This is a genomic window from Sphingobium sp. TomMM15 (assembly GCF_055397045.1).
Genome location: NZ_AP027314.1, coordinates 830,593 through 846,805 on the forward strand (window position 1 = coordinate 830,593; position 16,213 = coordinate 846,805).

Genomic DNA, 16,213 nt, shown 5'->3' on the forward strand with positions numbered 1-16,213 from the left:
GCGTTGCGCGGCAGACCGCCTATATAGAAGGCGCCGCCATTTCCGCAATCAATGAGTAACATCGCCTCGTGGCCCTTGATCGCCTTTATCTGGACCACGCCGCGACAACCCCCATGCTGCCGCAGGCGAAAGCTGCCATGCGGGAGGCAATGGACCTGTGGGCAAACCCATCCAGCCCGCATGCTGAGGGACGGGCGGCCCGTGCTGCGTTGGAGGATGCCCGATCGCGTATCGCCACTGCCTTGGGATGGAAGGGGCATGTCCTGTTCACATCAGGCGCGAGCGAGGCGATCGTCATCGGCCTGACGCGAGCGAAGGCCGCCCATATTTTCACATCTCCGGTAGAACATGATTCGGTTCTACGCGTGACGCCCGAGGCCGAACGGCTGAAAGTCACGGAAGAAGGCACTGTTTCGCTCGCTTCAACGGCGCTCGGCCTCGGTACGCTCGTCGCCATCCAGCATGTGAATAATGAAACCGGCGTCATCCAGCCGCTCGAAACATTGGATCGTCAAGGATCGATCCTCTTTGCCGACTGCGCCCAAAGCGCGGGCAAGCTCCCCCTGCCTGACGCGGACATTATCGCAATCAGCGCCCATAAATTCGGAGGGCCGCCTGGAGTGGGGGCTCTTCTCGTAAAGGATTTGGCGCTCCTGCAACCCAGCGGTGGTCAGGAGCAGGGCTACCGGCCCGGGACTGAGAACCTCCCCGGCGTTCTTGCCATGGCGGCTGCTCTGGAAGATCGCCCGGACTGGTTGCCGGAAGCTGCGCGACTGCGGGAGCGACTGGACCAAGCCATCGAGGAAACGGGCGGCGAAATCGTTGCACGCGCTGCGCCGCGCAGCCCCGCGATTGCCAGCTACCGCATGCCAGGCGTTTCAGCCCGCGCTCAGCTCATTCAGTTCGACCTTGCCGGAATTTCCGTTTCGGCGGGCAGCGCTTGCTCATCCGGTTCGCTCAAGACCAGCCATGTCCTGCACGCCATGGGCTGGGACGAGGTTGCGGCGGGGGAAGTCATACGGGTCAGCTTCGGCCCTTCGACCAGCGACGCCGACATTGATCGCTTCCTGGATCAATGGACAAGGATGGCGAGCAGGCGGCCATGACCATCTATCTGGACTATCAGGCCACGACGCCGCTCGCGCCCGAGGCTTTTGACGTCATGGTCCCACTTCTGCGTGACCAGTTCGCCAACCCCCACAGCGCCCACCGCTTGGGGAGAGCCGCTGCGGCGCAAGTCGAGCTGGCACGCGAAGAAGTCATCAGGCTCTTGCCCCAGGGAGGGCGGCTGATCTTCACATCGGGCGCGACCGAAGCGCTGAACCTGGCCATTCTAGGAGCGCCCGCCGGTGACATCGTGACGCTGGCGACCGAGCATGCGGCCGTTCTTGACACGGTGTCCGCGCTTGGAACCGAGGGGCGGCGTGTCACGATCCTGCCAGTCGGAAGCGATGGCCTGGTCGATCTGGACGCAGCGGAAGCCGCGATCAAACCCGGCGTTGGGCTCGTCGCTGCCATGCTCGTGAACAATGAGATCGGCGTCATCCAGCCCGTGGACAAGCTCGCTGCCCTTGCTCATCGCATAGGCGCGCTGTTCCTCTGCGATGCGGTGCAAGGCTATGGCCGCGTCCCGATTCCCAACGGCTGTGACATGATCGCCATAAGCGCCCACAAGATCCACGGACCCAAGGGCGTGGGCGCCCTCTGGATACGGGACGAGGTGAAGTTGGAGCCCGTCATGTACGGCGGCGGGCAAGAGGCGGGCCTGCGATCAGGCACGCTATCGCCTGCCTTGTGCGCCGGTTTCGGCGTCGCAGCCCGGCTGATGCGGGAGAGGGCGGAGCAGGACCACGCCCATGTCGAGGCGCTATGGCAACAGGCGTCCAAACTGTTCGACAAATGGACCCTCAACGGTGGCGCGGATGCACGCTACCACGGCAATCTCAATATCCGCCGAGACGGGATCGATGGCGCCCGGCTGTTGTCGGAATGTCGTGAAGTCGCATTTTCGCTGGGAAGTGCTTGCGCGAGCGGCTCTGGGCGGCCAAGCCATGTGTTGCGCGCCATCGGATTGTCGGAGCGAGAGGCGCGCGGATCGGTGCGGATAGGCTTTGGCCGCTACACGACACTGGCCGAATTGGAGAGTGCCGCAAAGATAATGAACGACGCGGCAGCCGCACAAGCGGCGCCGTAGCCAAGGGAGTCGCAATCATGATCAGGGTCACGTTCGTCAGCGCGGATGGCGAAAATCGTCAGGAGGTCGATGCCGCCGCAGGCTCGGTGCTTCTGGAGGTAGCTCAGGCGGCAGGCCAGCCGCTGGAGGGAACGTGCGAGGGACAGATGGCCTGTTCCACCTGCCATGTGATTGTTGAAGCAGAAGATTTTTCCAAACTGCCGCCCGCCAGCGAGACGGAGGAGGACATGCTGGACCTCGCCGCAGCAGCCACCCGGACCAGCCGCCTGTCCTGCCAGATCATATTGGAAGAGAAGCTCAACGGTCTCACCGTCCGCATCCCCGGCGAATCCTACAATATGCAGGGCATGTAGTTCATGCGCCTTCGCATCGGTGTCGCGGCGGGGATTATGTTGTCGCTCTCTGGGCCACTCATGGCGCAACAGGATGGCGCGCGCCAATCCCTCTTGCCACCTGCGCCGCGTTACATGGTTAGCGAATCGGCGATGAAGTCCGTTCGCAACCCGCGCGAGATCGAAAAGGAGACTGGCGGCCGCCTCGGCGTCGCGCTGGTCGACAACAAGGGCGGACTGCTTCTCGGCTTCAACCGGGACGAACGCTTCGCCATGTGCTCGACCTTCAAGGCGCCTCTCGCAGCGGCGGTGTTGATGGGCGCCGACGCAGGGCGGTTCGGGCTGGAAGGACAGGTGGCGTTCACTGACGCTGACATTCTCGACTATGCGCCGGTGGTGAAGGCCAACCGCAAACGCGGTCGCCTGTCCATGGCGGAACTGGCCGAGGCGGCAGTGGAGGTCAGCGACAATAGTGCCGCAAACCTGCTGCTGCCGATGATCGGCGGCACGGAGGGATTGACGGCCTTCGCCCGCGCGCATGGCGATACGGTGACGAGGTTCGACAGGACCGAACCGGCGCTAAACGAAAATGTAGAAGGTGATCCTCGCGACACCACCAGTCCTGCCGCCATGGCAAACCTCATGGCTCGTCTGATCTTCCGCGACATGAAGAGCGAGAGCGCCGATCGCCTGAGGACATGGCTCAACGGCAGCACAACGGGAGATAAGCGGATCAAGGCGGGCCTGCCCAAAGGCTGGACTTCGGGCAGCAAGACGGGAAGCTGCGGCACCGCCTATAATGATGTGGCGTTGGTGAAGGCGCCGTCGGGCGAGGAATATGTGCTGGCCGTCTATCTCGATCGGCCGACCGCCGATGCCAAGACTGCCGAAGCAGCAATCGCCGAAGCGACCCGCGCCGCACTTGATTTCGTCGCGAAGGCGCAGCGAACCGGGCTTGAGTAACCCGGCCCTTGCCATCGCCACAGCCTTTCGCCATATGCCGCGCCGGGAGTCGGGCGGACGTGGTCGTCGCCAACCTGGTCAGGTCCTGACGGAAGCAGCCACAACGATTTCGCCGCGGGTCGTTCCGGCTCCCACCTTTATTCGGCTTTCCGGCTTCGACAGCCGCTCCTCAAGCCGCTAGATTGTTACCATGTCCGATTCATCTCAGCCTTATCGCGTGCTCGCGCGCAAATACCGGCCGCGTAGCTTTCGCGAACTGATCGGGCAGGATGCCATGGTCCAGACGCTGGGTAACGCCATCCGTAGGGGCAGGTTGGCCCACGCATTCCTGATGACAGGGGTGCGGGGCGTCGGGAAAACATCGACCGCGCGCCTGATCGCCAAGGCATTGAACTGCGTAGGGCCGGACGGGCAGGGCGGCCCCACGATCGATCCCTGCGGCGTCTGCGAACCCTGCCAGGCAATCGCCGAGGGCCGCCATATCGATGTGGTGGAAATGGACGCTGCCAGCCACACCGGCGTCGATGACGTGCGCGAGATTATCGAGGCGGTGCGCTATGCCGCAGTCTCCGCGCGCTACAAGATCTACATCATCGACGAAGTCCATATGCTCTCGAAGAACGCGTTCAACGCGCTTCTCAAGACGCTCGAAGAGCCGCCCGCGCATGTAAAATTCCTGTTCGCCACGACCGAAGTGAACAAGGTTCCCGTCACCGTCCTTTCCCGTTGCCAGCGTTTCGACCTGCGCCGCATTCCCGCGGAATTGCTCGCGGCCCACTTTGCCCATGTGGTCGAGACGGAACAGGTTGCAGCCGAAGACGATGCCCTCGCACTGATCGCTCAGGCGGCCGAAGGTTCTGCCCGCGACGGCCTTTCCATTCTCGACCAGGCAATCGCCCATGCGGAAATGGGGGAAGGCGCCCCGCTCGTCACCGCCGCTCAGGTCCGCGATATGCTTGGCCTGTCGGATCGTGGCGCCGTTCGCCGCCTGCTTGGCCTGCTGCTGGAGGGCGATACCGCCGCGCTGCTGGTTGCGGTGCGCGAGCAATATGCGCTCGGTGTGGAGCCCCTCTCGCTGGTTCGGGGGCTGCTTGAACTGGTGCATGCCGTGACGCTGGCGAAAGCAGGACGGGACATCGCCAGTCCCGGCCAGTCCGCGGAGGAACGTGAGGCGCTCGCCACCTGGGCCTCGCAAATCGGCTTCGCGCCTCTACATCGGCTCTGGCAGTTGCTCCTAAAGGGCCATGACGAGGTTGCAGGCGCCGCATTCCCGATCGAATCCTGCGAGATGGCGCTGCTGCGCGTCATGCACGCCGCGACCATGCCCGACCCCGGCGAGATCGCGCGCCTCCTGCGCGAAGGCTCTTTTCCGGCTGCGCAAACGGCTTCGGTTTCGGCCTCATCCGCCTCGGCTCCTACCGCATCGCTGCCCCAGGATGCTAAGGCCCTCGTCGATCTGCTTTGGGAACAAAAGAAGGGTCGGCTCGCTGACTTCCTTCATGATTGCGTGCGCATCGTCCGGTTCGATCCACCTGAATTGGAATTACAACTAATGCAGGAGTGGGCCGACGGTGATTTCTGCCGTACGCTCTCGATGGAATTGCAGAGGGCGACGGGTTCCCCGTGGCAGATCAAGCGAAGTGAAGGCGGTGCCGCTCCGTCATTGCTGGAGCAGCAACAGGCAAGTCAGGCGCAAGAGCGCGCCGAAATATTCGATACCCCCGTGGTGAAGGCCGTGCTTGCGGCTTTCCCCGAAGCCGATCTTGATCGGACCGAAGCATGGAGCGCAGAGCGATGAAGGATTTGAACGAAATATTGGGCATGGCCAGCCGCGTGCAGGAAGAGCTGCAACGCGCACAGGACAATCTCGACAAGATCGAAGTTGAGGGAGCAGCAGGGGGCGGTCTGGTAAAGGTCCGCGCTTCGGCCAAGGGCCGGATCGTGGGCGTGTCGATCGACGACAGCCTGCTCGCGCCTAGCGAAAAGCAGATGCTGGAAGACCTTGTGGCTGCAGCTTTCAACGACGCTCGCAAAAAAGCGGACGAGGTAAGTTCTGCGGAAATGTCGAAGATGACGAGCGGCCTGCCGCTTCCGCCGGGGTTCAAGCTGCCTTTCTGATCGGCACTCGGATAACAGTCCGTTCAAAAGGACGGCACCAATTGAATGAGGCCCTGATTGTCCCCATAAAGCCATGAACAGCATGGCAGAGCAAATAATCGTGCGGCCCCCCGGAGATTGAATGACTACGCAATATCCCCTCCTTCCGTTGCGCGACATTGTGGTTTTCCCGCAGATGATCGTCCCGCTTTTTGTCGGTCGCGACAAGAGCGTCTCTGCCCTTGAGTCGGCGATGGAAGGAAATAAGGAAATCTTCCTCGTGTCGCAGCTTGACCCTGCGGAGGATGATCCGAACCGTGACTCGCTGTACGACACCGGGGTCGTCGCGATCGTGTTGCAGCTGCTGAAGCTGCCGGACGGCACCGTCCGCGTGTTGGTCGAAGGAAAGCATCGCGCGCAATTGCAGTCGATCAGCTCGGCCGACAACCATCTGATCGCCGAAGTCGATCCGGTCGACGAGGTCGCAGCCGAAGGGCCTGAAGCCGAGGCGCTGATGCGCTCCGTTGCTGAGCAATTCGAAAACTACGCGAAGCTCAACAAGAAGCTGCCTGCCGAAACGCCGGTTCAGCTGCGTGAGATCGAGGATGCAGGCCGTCTGGCCGACGCCGTTGCCGCCAACATCAACGTGAAGGTCGCCGACAAGCAATCGCTGCTGGTCGAGGCTGATCCCGTAAAGCGTCTGGAAATGGTCTTCGCCTTCATGGAAGGCGAGCTTGGCGTTCTTCAGGTCGAAAAGAAGATTCGCGGCCGCGTGAAGCGACAGATGGAAAAGACCCAGCGCGAATATTATCTGAACGAGCAGCTCAAGGCGATCCAGCGCGAGCTGGGTAATGGCGAAGGCGAAGAGGGCGATGAACTCGCCGAACTGGCCGAGAAGATCGCCAAGACAAAGCTCAGCAAGGAAGCGCGAGCAAAGGCGACGGCGGAGTTCAAGAAGCTCAAGGGCATGCAGCCCATGTCCGCCGAAGCCACGGTCGTGCGTAATTATCTCGACGTGCTCCTGGGCCTGCCATGGGGCAAGAAGGGCAAGGTCAAGACCGACCTCAAGCGCGCGCAAGCGATCCTGGACGAGGATCATTTCGCGCTGGAGAAGGTCAAGGACCGGATCATCGAATATCTCGCGGTGCAGGCCCGGACCAACAAGCTCAAGGGGCCGATCCTGTGCCTCGTCGGCCCTCCCGGCGTCGGCAAGACCTCGCTCGGCCGATCGATTGCCAAGGCTACGGGCCGCGAGTTTGTGCGCCAGTCGCTTGGTGGCGTGCGCGACGAAGCTGAAATCCGTGGCCATCGCCGCACCTATATCGGGTCTCTGCCGGGCAAGATCGTGACCAACCTCAAGAAGGCGGGCACGATGAACCCGCTCTTCCTGCTGGATGAGATCGACAAGCTGGGCCAGGATTTCCGGGGTGATCCGGCTTCGGCCCTGCTGGAGGTTCTGGATCCGGAGCAGAACAGCAAGTTCCAGGACCATTATCTGGAGATCGATGTCGATCTGTCGGACGTGATGTTCGTCACGACCGCCAACTCGCTGAACCTGCCGCAGCCACTGCTGGACCGCATGGAGATCATCCGGCTCGAAGGCTATACCGAGGATGAGAAGGTCGAGATTGCGCAGCGCCACTTGCTGCAGAAGCAGATCGACGCTCACGGCCTCAAGGAAGGCGAGGTGGAAGTCACCGAAGCCGCGATCCGCGATCTTATCCGCTACTATACGCGAGAGGCGGGCGTCCGCACGCTTGAACGTGAAGTGGCACGGATTGCCCGCAAGGCGCTCCGCAAGATTTTGGAAGGCGTTTTCGAGAAGGTTACGATCACGCCGGAAAATCTTGCCGAATATGCCGGGGTGCGGAAATTCCGCCACGGCGTCGGTGAGGAAGAGAACCAGATCGGTGCCGTGACTGGTCTCGCCTGGACCGAAGTGGGTGGCGAGCTGCTGACCATCGAAGCTGTCACCGTACCGGGCAAAGGCGCGATCCGGACGACCGGCAAGCTTGGCGAAGTGATGACCGAATCCGTGCAGGCGGCCTTTTCCTATGTGAAGGCGCGCTCACCCGGCTATGGTATCAAGCCCAGCCTCTTCACCCGGAAGGACATTCACATCCACCTTCCCGAAGGTGCTGTGCCAAAGGACGGCCCTTCCGCAGGCATCGGCATGGTGACCAGCATCGTTTCGACGCTCACCGGCATCCCTGTTCACAAGGATGTGGCTATGACGGGCGAGGTGACGCTGCGTGGCCGTGTACTTCCGATCGGCGGCCTCAAGGAAAAGCTCCTCGCAGCGTTGCGGGGCGGTATCAAGACGGTGCTGATCCCAGCGGAGAATGAAAAGGATCTGGCGGAAATTCCGGCAAATATTAGGGAAGGGCTGGAAATCGTACCCGTTTCCCATGTGGATGAGGTGCTTGCCCGCGCGTTGATTTCGGTGCCTGAAGCGATAGCCTGGACAGAAGAAGATGATCTAGCCGCACAGCCGAGTCCGGCTGCGGGGCGGGATGGCGACGCGACGCTTCGCCACTGATTGCAAGCACAACGGTAATTAGCCGCCACTTTCAGTGAGATTTAGGCCTATGGTTGAAAATCTCATTGGAGGTGGTGGCTTTGTCGCTTTCCCTTTGACAGCCGATCAAAGCTGGGCCTTATTGCGCCGCCGACGCCGCGATTCCTTAGCTATTCACACAGTTAGAAGGGGGTTCCCAAGGTATGAACAAGCAGGATTTGATCAGTGCTGTTGCCGAAAGCAGCGGTCTTAGCAAAAGCGACGCCAGCAAGGCGGTTGAAGGCGTATTCGATTCCATTTCGTCTGCACTTAAGAAGGGCGACGAAGTCCGGCTCGTGGGCTTCGGCACCTTTTCCGTTTCGCAGCGCAAGGCGTCCACCGGCCGCAATCCGCGTACTGGCGAAACGATGACCATCAAGGCGTCGGCCCAGCCCAAGTTCAAGGCGGGCAAGGGTCTGAAGGACTCGGTCAACTAACAAGCAGGACGGCGCCTTGCAGGGCGCCTGATCCAGAACCAAGATGTTGGGCATCGCGGCCTGATTGGTTTAGGAGAGTAGCGTCGCCGAAGGTGAGAAAGCCTCGTTGCGATCATGTACTGAACAGAGGGAAGAGGGGCGCGGACCAATCGGTCGGCGCCCCGTTTCTTTTTCCATCGTGCGTACGCATTTGCCAGCTTGACGACTATCCAATCGCCGCATATGTGCCGCATCTCTCTTGGGCCGAACGGCCCTGTGGCGATCGTAGCTCAGTTGGTTAGAGCGCTGGTTTGTGGTACCAGAGGTCGGGGGTTCGGATCCCCTCGATCGCCCCATTTTCCTCCTTTTTCTGACGCGATGGGCTTCGCATGAGCCCTCCACCGGACTATAGCCCGACTATGGACGATGCGCGTGACAAGGGCCTGACCCTCAATCCAAAATATGATCGTGACGGGCTGATTACAGCAGTCGTAACTGATGCTGGCAGCGGCGAAGTGCTGATGGTTGCCCATATGAATGCGGAAGCGCTGGCCCTGACCTTGGAAACAGGATTGGCGCATTTCTGGTCGCGCAGCCGCCAGTCGCTCTGGAAAAAGGGCGAGACGTCGGGCCACATGCTGGAGGTACGCGACATCCGGATCGATTGCGATCAGGACGCGGTTTGGGTGAAGGCGGTTCCGGCAGGTCCGACATGCCACACAGGCGCGCGATCCTGCTTCTTTCGCCACCTAGGCCCGGAAGGACTGACTGCTGTCGATACGGTGGAATAGCCTCGTCATTCTGCCGCTACTGGTCGGGTGCCAGGGGGACGGCGGGGGCTCCGCGAGTTCGGCAGGCAATACCGCCTCGACGTCCGGGCTCGAACGCGCAGCCATCGAAAGCGGCGTCATCGCGGACACCTCTAGATCGTCTCCCGTCGGACTTTTTCAGCGGCGTCATGAGGCGGGCAGCGACAGCCTGTGCATCATCCCCGGTCGATCCGGCGATTTTCGCTTCGGCGCCGAAGCCATTTTCGGCGAGGATCAACGCTGTCGGGGGCGGGGTTCCGCAAAGCGAGCCGGAGACAGGCTAATACTCAGCTTCGATCGGGCCGGGGGCTGCATCATCGTCGCCCAATATGATGGCGATCAGATCGCCTTCCCCGGTGTGCTCGACCTGAAGTGCGCTGATCTTTGCGAGGGTCGGGGTTCACTCGAAGGCGTCAGCTTTCCCCGCGCATCGAGCGAAGCCAGCTCTGCGCTGCGCGTCACCGGGCGCGATGGCAATCCGCTTTGTGAACAGGATTGACGCAGCTCAGCTCGCGTCTCGAACCTGGCTGATGTCCAGCATTTTGCCCTGCGTGATGATCACCAGGTCCCCCAGCTTCACCGCAGAAAACAGCTTGCGCGCGAAGGCGGTCGGGACGCCGATGCAACCGTGGGTGGCGCTGCCCCATTTGACGTCGCTGCCATGGATCGCCACGCCATCATTCGTCAGTCGCAGCATGTAGGGCATCGGCGCATCATAAAGGCTGGACACATGGTCCGCGTCCTTCTGCGTAATGGGGAAGGCGCCCAAGGGGCTGGGCTTGTCATCCGCGCCATATAGGATCACTGCCGCGCCGATTTCATGGCCAGCGCGAAAGGCTGACAGTGTCTGAGCCTTCAGGTCCACCGTGATGATGACCGGGCCCGTCGCAGGCGCTTGGCTCTCATCCCAGATATACTCGCCATGGCGGAACGGCCCTTCGATCGGCAACACGCTTTTGACCACCAGCGCGTGCGGATCGACGGGCAGCGGCTGTGACCGGCTTCGCTCGATCGGTGCCTTGGCAGGGGCGCTTTCAGGTGAGGCGGCCTTCTGCGGCGAGGACTCAAGATCGCGCCCGCGATCCATATAAATGTTCACCAGCAAACCGGCAGCGCCAAGCATACCGCCTATGATCAGCTTCGGCCCCGCCGCTTTCGCTACATTCCGGATCAGTCGCGCCATGTCCATTCTATTGCATGCAAAAGGTTAAGCTCAGCCTTCCCGATCCACCTCGGCCGCCGCGATTGCGGTCAGGTTCAGGACACCGCGAGCGGTGACACCCGGCGTCAGCACGTGAATGGGTTGTGCCAGCCCCATCAGCATCGGCCCCACGGTCGGTGAACTGGACGAGGCGGACAGCGCGGTGAGGGTGATATTCGCCGAATCGAGGTTGGGCATCACCAGCAGATTGGCAGGCCCTTCAAAGCGAGTATCTGGCACCAACCGTTCCCGCAGCGATTGGCTCAGTGCCACATCCGCATGCATTTCACCATCGACGAGCAGATCCGGCGCCTGTGCGTGCACCAGTTGCAACGCCGTCCGCATCTTCCGCGCGCTGGGGCTGTGCGAAGCTCCAAAGTTCGAATGCGAAAGAAGCGCCACGCGCGGCGAAAGGCCGAAGTGCCGAAGCTCGGTAGCGCCCGCTATAGCCATCTCAGCCACCTGCTCGGGGGTCGGATCGGGGACCATATGCGTATCGGTGATGAACAGCGCACCCGCGTCCAGGATCAGCCCCGACAGCGCATAGACGCGGCTATGTCCCGGTCGACGCTCGATGATCCGCAGGACATGTTCCACCTGACCCCAATATTCGCTGTTCCCGCCGACCAGGGCCGCATCGACGCGCCCGGTGCGCAGCAGCATTGCTGCTGTCACTGTCGGCCGCCGATATACGTGGCGCAGCAGTTCTGCGGTGGGGACGCCTTTGCGCGCGGCGATGGCGCGATAGGCATCCACCAGCTGTCCGAACAGTTCATGATCGGTTTCCGGATCGACCACTTCCACATCGCGATCCAGCTCGAACCGTAGGCCAAGGCTGGGCAGCTTATCCTTCAATATCCGCCGCCGGGCGACGATGACGGGACGAACGATCCCCTCGTCCAGACCGTCCTGAATCGCGCGCAGCACGCGCTCATCCTCGCCTTCGCCATAGGCGATGCGGCGGCAGGTGCCCCGCGCGGCCTCGAACACCGGCAGCATCAGCTGCGCTGATCGCGTGTTCTGTTGGGCCAGTGACCGGCGATAGGCTTCGATATCCAGTGATCGCTTCGCCACGCCGCTGTCCATCGCAGCTTTGGCGACCGCAGGGGCGATCTCCGCGATCAGCCGGGGATCGAAGGGCGTCGGAATGATATAGTCCGGCCCGAACGCCAGCCGCCGCCCACCATAGGCCTGCGCAACGCTGTCATGCGCTGGCAACCGGGCGAGCGCGGCGATCGCTTCCGCCGCTGCGGCCTTCATGGCCTCGTTAATCTCGGTCGCTCGCGCGTCCAGCGCCCCTCGGAACATATAGGGGAAGCACAGGACGTTATTTACCTGATTGGGATAGTCGGAGCGCCCGGTGGCAACGATCGCGTCGGGCCGTGCCTCGCGTGCGACCTCTGGCCGGATTTCAGGCTCCGGATTGGCCAGCGCGAAGATTAGCGGATTCGGCGCGAGCAGGGGCAGCCATTCAGGCTTCAACACCCCCGGCGCCGACAGGCCCAGGAAAATATTAGCCCCCGGCAGCACTTCGGGCAAAGTCCGCGCATTGGTCTCGCGCGCGTAACGGGCCATGTTCGGCAACATGCCCTCACGACCGGAATGGATGACGCCATCCTTGTCCGTCAGCGTCACATGCTCTTGCCGAAGGCCCATCGACACCAGCAGATCGACGCAGGCCAACGCCGCCGCTCCGGCACCCGATGTAACCAGTCGCGCTTCTGCCAATGTCTTGCCCTGCAAGACCAGCGCGTTTCGCACTGCGGCCGCCACGACGATCGCCGTCCCATGCTGGTCGTCGTGGAAGACCGGAATCTTCATCCGCTTCTTGAGCTCCGCCTCGATGGCGAAACATTCCGGCGCCTTGATATCTTCCAGATTAATGCCGCCGAATGTCGGCTCCAGCAGCGCCACGGCCTCGATGAACTTTTCGGGGTCGGTCGTGTCCACCTCGATATCGAACACATCGATGTCGGCGAATTTCTTGAAAAGGACAGCCTTGCCCTCCATCACCGGCTTGGAGGCAAGCGCACCGATGGCACCCAGCCCCAGCACGGCCGTGCCGTTGGAGATCACCGCGACCAGATTGCCGCGCGCCGTATAGTCCATCGCTTTGTCGGGATCTTCGGCGATTTCCAGGCAGGGGGCGGCCACGCCGGGCGAATAGGCCAGCGCCAAGTCGCGCTGGTTCACCATGCGCTTGGTAGGCTCTATCCGTAGCTTCCCCGGCTGGGGAAAGCGGTGATAATCCAGGGCTGCGCGGCGGGTGTTGTCGTCCATGACGCGGCCTTATTATTGATTTGGGATAGGGGCAATGCCGACAGGCCCGTAAATGGCCGATTTGCGTGTCTTGTCGGATAAGAGACCCCACTTGACCGCTGCGATGAAAAGCCCCGCTTGTGCGCCGGGGCGCTTCCCACTAAATCGCGCGCATGACATCGACCAACGACATTCGCCGCTCCTTCCTCGACTATTTCGGGGCGAACGGCCACACCATCGTTCCTTCAGCGCCTCTGGTGCCGCATAACGACCCGACGCTGATGTTTGTCAACGCGGGCATGGTGCCGTTCAAGAATGTCTTTACGGGCCTGGAATCACGGCCCTACAAAACCGCGACCAGCAGCCAGAAGTCAGTTCGTGCAGGCGGTAAGCACAACGATCTCGACAATGTCGGCTATACCGCGCGCCACCATACCTTCTTTGAAATGCTGGGCAATTTCAGCTTCGGCGATTATTTCAAGGAACAGGCGATCACTCACGCCTGGACCCTGTTGACCAAAGAATGGGGCATCCCGGCGGAAAAGCTGACCGCGACTGTCTATCATACCGACGACGAAGCCTTCGACCTGTGGAAGAAGATCGCCGGGCTTCCTGAGCATAAGATCATCCGCATTCCGACCAAGGATAATTTCTGGGCCATGGGCGACAGTGGCCCCTGCGGTCCCTGTTCGGAAATCTTCTACGACCATGGCGATCATATATGGGGCGGCCCTCCGGGATCGCCGGAAGAGGATGGTGATCGCTTCGTCGAGATTTGGAACCTCGTCTTCATGCAATATGAGCAGGAAGCGAACGAGATCGTCGGCGAATTGCCCAAGCCCAGCATAGACACCGGCATGGGTCTGGAGCGCATCGCCGCTGTACTGCAAGGCGTCCATAACAATTACGACACCGACACGTTCAAGGCGCTGATCGAGGAATCGGGCGCGCTGACCAAGACCGCCATCGATGGCGAGCATCAGGCCAGCCACCGCGTCATCGCGGACCATCTTCGCTCCACCAGTTTCCTGATCGCGGACGGCGTGCTGCCCGCGAACGAAGGCCGCGGCTATGTCCTTCGTCGCATCATGCGCCGCGCCATGCGCCACGCCCACATCATCGGCGCGAAGGATCCGTTGATGCACCGTCTGGTGCCTAGCCTTGTCTCCGAAATGGGCGGTGCCTATCAGGAACTGGTCCGCGCTCAGCCGCTGATCGAGGAAACGCTGCTGCGTGAGGAAACCCGCTTCCGCCAGACGTTGGAAAAGGGCCTCAAACTGCTCGACGAAGCGACGGTCGATCTTTCCGAAGGCGGCACGTTGCCGGGCGAAACCGCGTTCAAGCTCTATGACACCTTTGGCTTCCCCTATGACCTGACCGAAGACGCGCTGCGGTCCCGCGGCCTGGGCGTTGATCGCGAAGGCTTCGACGCCGCGATGGCCGAGCAGAAAGCCGCCGCTCGCGCCGCATGGAAGGGCTCGGGTGAAAAGGCATCGGACGAAATTTGGTTCGACATCGCCGAAAGGACGGGCAATACCGAGTTCATCGGCTACAGCTCGACCGAGGGCGAGGGCGAGGTGCTGGCGATCGTCAAGGACGGTGTGAACTTCGACAGTGCATCGGCCGGTGATACGGTTACGATCGTCACAAATCAGACGCCATTCTACGGCGAAAGCGGCGGCCAGATGGGCGACGCTGGCACGATTACGTCGCTGTCCGGTCTGGTGGCTGATGTAGAAGATACCGCAAAGCCACTTGGTCGACTGCACGCGCATCGGGCAAAAATTGGGACGGGCAGCATCAAGGTTGGCGATACGGTGCATCTCACCGTCGACACCGACCGCCGCGATCGCATCCGGGCGAATCATAGCGCTACCCACCTGCTCCATGCCGCGCTCCGGAACACTCTGGGCGCTCATGTGACGCAGAAGGGGAGCCTCGTGGCGCCCGATCGTCTCCGCTTCGACTTCTCGCATCCCGAAGCGCTGACCCACGGTCAGATCGCCTCGATTGAAAGCCTGGTGAACGAACAGGTCCGCCACAATGAGAGCGTCACGACGCGCCTCATGACGCCCGATGACGCTATCGCGGCGGGCGCTATGGCTCTGTTCGGCGAAAAATATGGCGACGAGGTCCGCGTTCTTTCCATGGGTAAGGGTGACGCGAACAGCTATTCGGTTGAGTTGTGTGGTGGCACCCACGTCCGCGCGACGGGTGACATTGCGATTTTCAAGATCATTTCGGAAAGCGCGGTATCTTCGGGAGTCCGCCGCATTGAGGCACTGACTGGAGAAGCGGCCCGCCTGTGGTTGACCGACCGCGAAGATCGGTTGCGTCAGTCTGCCGCCGCGCTCAAGACCACCGCTGAAGAGGTGCCCGCGCGCATCGCCGCTCTGGTGGAACAGAGCCGTAAGCTCGAACGTGAATTGGCCGAAGCGAAGAAGGCTCTGGCCCTCGGCGGGGGCAGCGGCGCTCAGGCAGCTGGCCCTGAGAAGGTTGGCCAGATCGACTTCATCGGCCAAGTCATCGAAGGGCTTGATCCCAAGGAACTGCGCGGGATCGTTGACCAGAACAAGGCCGCGCTGGGCAGCGGCGTGTCCGCCGTGCTCGCCGTGGTGGACGGTCGCGTCAGCATCGCGGTAGGCGTGACGGATGACCTCACCGGTACGATCAGCGCCGTCGATCTTGTCCGTGCGGGCGTGGAAGCGCTAGGCGGGAAGGGCGGCGGCGGCCGTCCGGACATGGCTCAGGGCGGTGGACCGGAAGCAGAAAAGGCGGGGGCCGCGATAGACGCGGTCAAGGCGGCCTTGGCCAGCGTCCCGGCGTAAAAATTCCAGGATTCGAAGACCGCCGACAAGGAGGCGATGCTTAAGCTGCGCTTTCGCCACCTTGTTTCTGCTCTCATCACCGCTAATCTGATGAGAGACAATGATCGGGGGGATCATGCGGTTTCTTGTTGCTATCTGTTTACTGCTGGCACCGGCAATGGCGCGTGCTGAATGGCTGGAAGCTTCGAGCGACCATTTCGTTGTTTATGCCGAAGCTCGGGCAACGGACGCTCGTCTCTTCTCACAGCAGCTTGAAAGCTACCATGCGGCCATGGCGGCGATCACGGGAACGCCGAACCTCCGTCCTAGCCCCTCCAATCGCCTCACTATCTATGTGGTGAGCAGTGAAGCCCAGGTCCGAAAGCTATATGGGGCCAATTCGCAATATATAGGCGGATTTTATATACCCCGTGCTGGAGGATCGGTCGCGATCGTTCCCCGGGTCAGAGCGACGCACGGTCAAATCGACACGTCGATGATCACGCCGCTCCATGAATATGCACATTATTTTCTGATCGGATCGAGCAACTTCCCGATGCCGCGCTGGATGTCGGAAG

Annotated in this window: 12 protein-coding genes, 1 tRNA gene and 1 other RNA gene; 12 read left to right on the forward strand and 2 right to left on the reverse strand. The window is 61.7% G+C overall.

Features of this window, described 5'->3' with window-relative positions:
- Nucleotides 1-68 precede the first annotated feature (68 nt).
- From ACZ51H_RS04290 to hisI, 11 genes are all read left to right on the forward strand, one after another.
- Nucleotides 69-1,106 (forward strand): cysteine desulfurase family protein, encoded by a 1,038-nt coding sequence (locus ACZ51H_RS04290; RefSeq protein ID WP_464802538.1) that lies wholly within the window; start codon nt 69-71, stop codon nt 1,104-1,106.
- Complete coding sequence (locus ACZ51H_RS04295; RefSeq protein ID WP_464802539.1) at nt 1,103-2,194, forward strand: cysteine desulfurase family protein; 1,092 nt, start codon at nt 1,103-1,105, stop codon at nt 2,192-2,194. Before ACZ51H_RS04290 ends, ACZ51H_RS04295 begins: the two co-directional genes overlap by 4 nt.
- A 17-nt stretch (nt 2,195-2,211) precedes the next feature.
- Nucleotides 2,212-2,547, forward strand: coding sequence for a 2Fe-2S iron-sulfur cluster-binding protein (locus tag ACZ51H_RS04300; RefSeq protein ID WP_464802540.1), 336 nt, complete (start codon nt 2,212-2,214; stop codon nt 2,545-2,547).
- Nucleotides 2,548-2,583: 36 nt separating this feature from the next.
- The gene (gene blaSGM, locus ACZ51H_RS04305; protein ID WP_464802844.1) at nt 2,584-3,489 is read left to right on the forward strand and encodes an SGM family class A beta-lactamase; all 906 of its coding nucleotides are present in this window, start codon (nt 2,584-2,586) and stop codon (nt 3,487-3,489) included.
- A gap of 41 nt (nt 3,490-3,530) precedes the next feature.
- An RNA gene (gene ffs, locus ACZ51H_RS04310) (signal recognition particle sRNA small type) lies at nt 3,531-3,628 on the forward strand.
- Between the two features lie 51 nt (nt 3,629-3,679).
- Complete coding sequence (locus tag ACZ51H_RS04315; RefSeq protein ID WP_464802541.1) at nt 3,680-5,287, forward strand: DNA polymerase III subunit gamma/tau; 1,608 nt, start codon at nt 3,680-3,682, stop codon at nt 5,285-5,287.
- Nucleotides 5,284-5,607 carry a YbaB/EbfC family nucleoid-associated protein gene (locus ACZ51H_RS04320; RefSeq protein WP_196226206.1) on the forward strand — a complete coding sequence of 108 codons (324 nt, stop codon included), beginning with the start codon at nt 5,284-5,286 and terminating at the stop codon, nt 5,605-5,607. The genes ACZ51H_RS04315 and ACZ51H_RS04320 overlap by 4 nt, the downstream gene beginning before the upstream one ends.
- 121 nt (nt 5,608-5,728) lie before the next feature.
- On the forward strand, nt 5,729-8,125 hold the full coding sequence (lon, locus tag ACZ51H_RS04325) for an endopeptidase La (RefSeq protein WP_460988030.1): 2,397 nt from the start codon (nt 5,729-5,731) through the stop codon (nt 8,123-8,125).
- 182 nt (nt 8,126-8,307) lie between these two features.
- Entirely contained in the window at nt 8,308-8,580 is a 273-nt protein-coding gene (locus ACZ51H_RS04330; RefSeq protein ID WP_196226204.1) for an HU family DNA-binding protein, read from the forward strand.
- Nucleotides 8,581-8,838: 258 nt separating this feature from the next.
- Nucleotides 8,839-8,915: transfer RNA gene (locus ACZ51H_RS04335), tRNA-His, on the forward strand.
- A gap of 63 nt (nt 8,916-8,978) precedes the next feature.
- Complete coding sequence (gene hisI, locus ACZ51H_RS04340; protein WP_464795059.1) at nt 8,979-9,350, forward strand: phosphoribosyl-AMP cyclohydrolase; 372 nt, start codon at nt 8,979-8,981, stop codon at nt 9,348-9,350.
- 523 nt (nt 9,351-9,873) lie between these two features.
- Here the strand turns inward: hisI and ACZ51H_RS04345 are convergent.
- Together ACZ51H_RS04345 and ACZ51H_RS04350 are read right to left on the reverse strand one after the other, a co-directional pair.
- Nucleotides 9,874-10,551, reverse strand: coding sequence for a L,D-transpeptidase family protein (locus ACZ51H_RS04345; protein ID WP_464802542.1), 678 nt, complete (start codon nt 10,549-10,551; stop codon nt 9,874-9,876).
- A 30-nt stretch (nt 10,552-10,581) separates the two neighbouring features.
- Nucleotides 10,582-12,849, reverse strand: a complete 2,268-nt coding sequence (locus ACZ51H_RS04350; RefSeq protein WP_464802543.1) for an NADP-dependent malic enzyme — start codon at nt 12,847-12,849, stop codon at nt 10,582-10,584.
- Between the two features lie 152 nt (nt 12,850-13,001).
- Between ACZ51H_RS04350 and alaS the strand changes: the two genes are divergently transcribed.
- Nucleotides 13,002-15,656: an alanine--tRNA ligase gene (alaS, locus tag ACZ51H_RS04355; RefSeq protein WP_464802544.1), complete on the forward strand. Its 2,655-nt coding sequence runs from the start codon at nt 13,002-13,004 to the stop codon at nt 15,654-15,656.
- The last annotated feature ends 557 nt before the right edge of the window (nt 15,657-16,213 follow it).

Excerpts from the sequence above, each read along its gene's own strand:
- ACZ51H_RS04295 (WP_464802539.1), top strand. The coding sequence starts at position 1,103 with ATGACCATCTATCTGGACTATCAGGCCACGACGCCGCTCGCGCCCGAG.
- ACZ51H_RS04300 (WP_464802540.1), top strand. The coding sequence starts at position 2,212 with ATGATCAGGGTCACGTTCGTCAGCGCGGATGGCGAAAATCGTCAGGAG.
- blaSGM (WP_464802844.1), top strand. The coding sequence starts at position 2,584 with ATGTTGTCGCTCTCTGGGCCACTCATGGCGCAACAGGATGGCGCGCGC.
- ACZ51H_RS04315 (WP_464802541.1), top strand. The coding sequence starts at position 3,680 with ATGTCCGATTCATCTCAGCCTTATCGCGTGCTCGCGCGCAAATACCGG.
- ACZ51H_RS04320 (WP_196226206.1), top strand. The coding sequence starts at position 5,284 with ATGAAGGATTTGAACGAAATATTGGGCATGGCCAGCCGCGTGCAGGAA.
- lon (WP_460988030.1), top strand. The coding sequence starts at position 5,729 with ATGACTACGCAATATCCCCTCCTTCCGTTGCGCGACATTGTGGTTTTC.
- ACZ51H_RS04330 (WP_196226204.1), top strand. The coding sequence starts at position 8,308 with ATGAACAAGCAGGATTTGATCAGTGCTGTTGCCGAAAGCAGCGGTCTT.
- hisI (WP_464795059.1), top strand. The coding sequence starts at position 8,979 with ATGGACGATGCGCGTGACAAGGGCCTGACCCTCAATCCAAAATATGAT.
- ACZ51H_RS04345 (WP_464802542.1), bottom strand. The coding sequence starts at position 10,551 with ATGGCGCGACTGATCCGGAATGTAGCGAAAGCGGCGGGGCCGAAGCTG.
- ACZ51H_RS04350 (WP_464802543.1), bottom strand. The coding sequence starts at position 12,849 with ATGGACGACAACACCCGCCGCGCAGCCCTGGATTATCACCGCTTTCCC.
- alaS (WP_464802544.1), top strand. The coding sequence starts at position 13,002 with ATGACATCGACCAACGACATTCGCCGCTCCTTCCTCGACTATTTCGGG.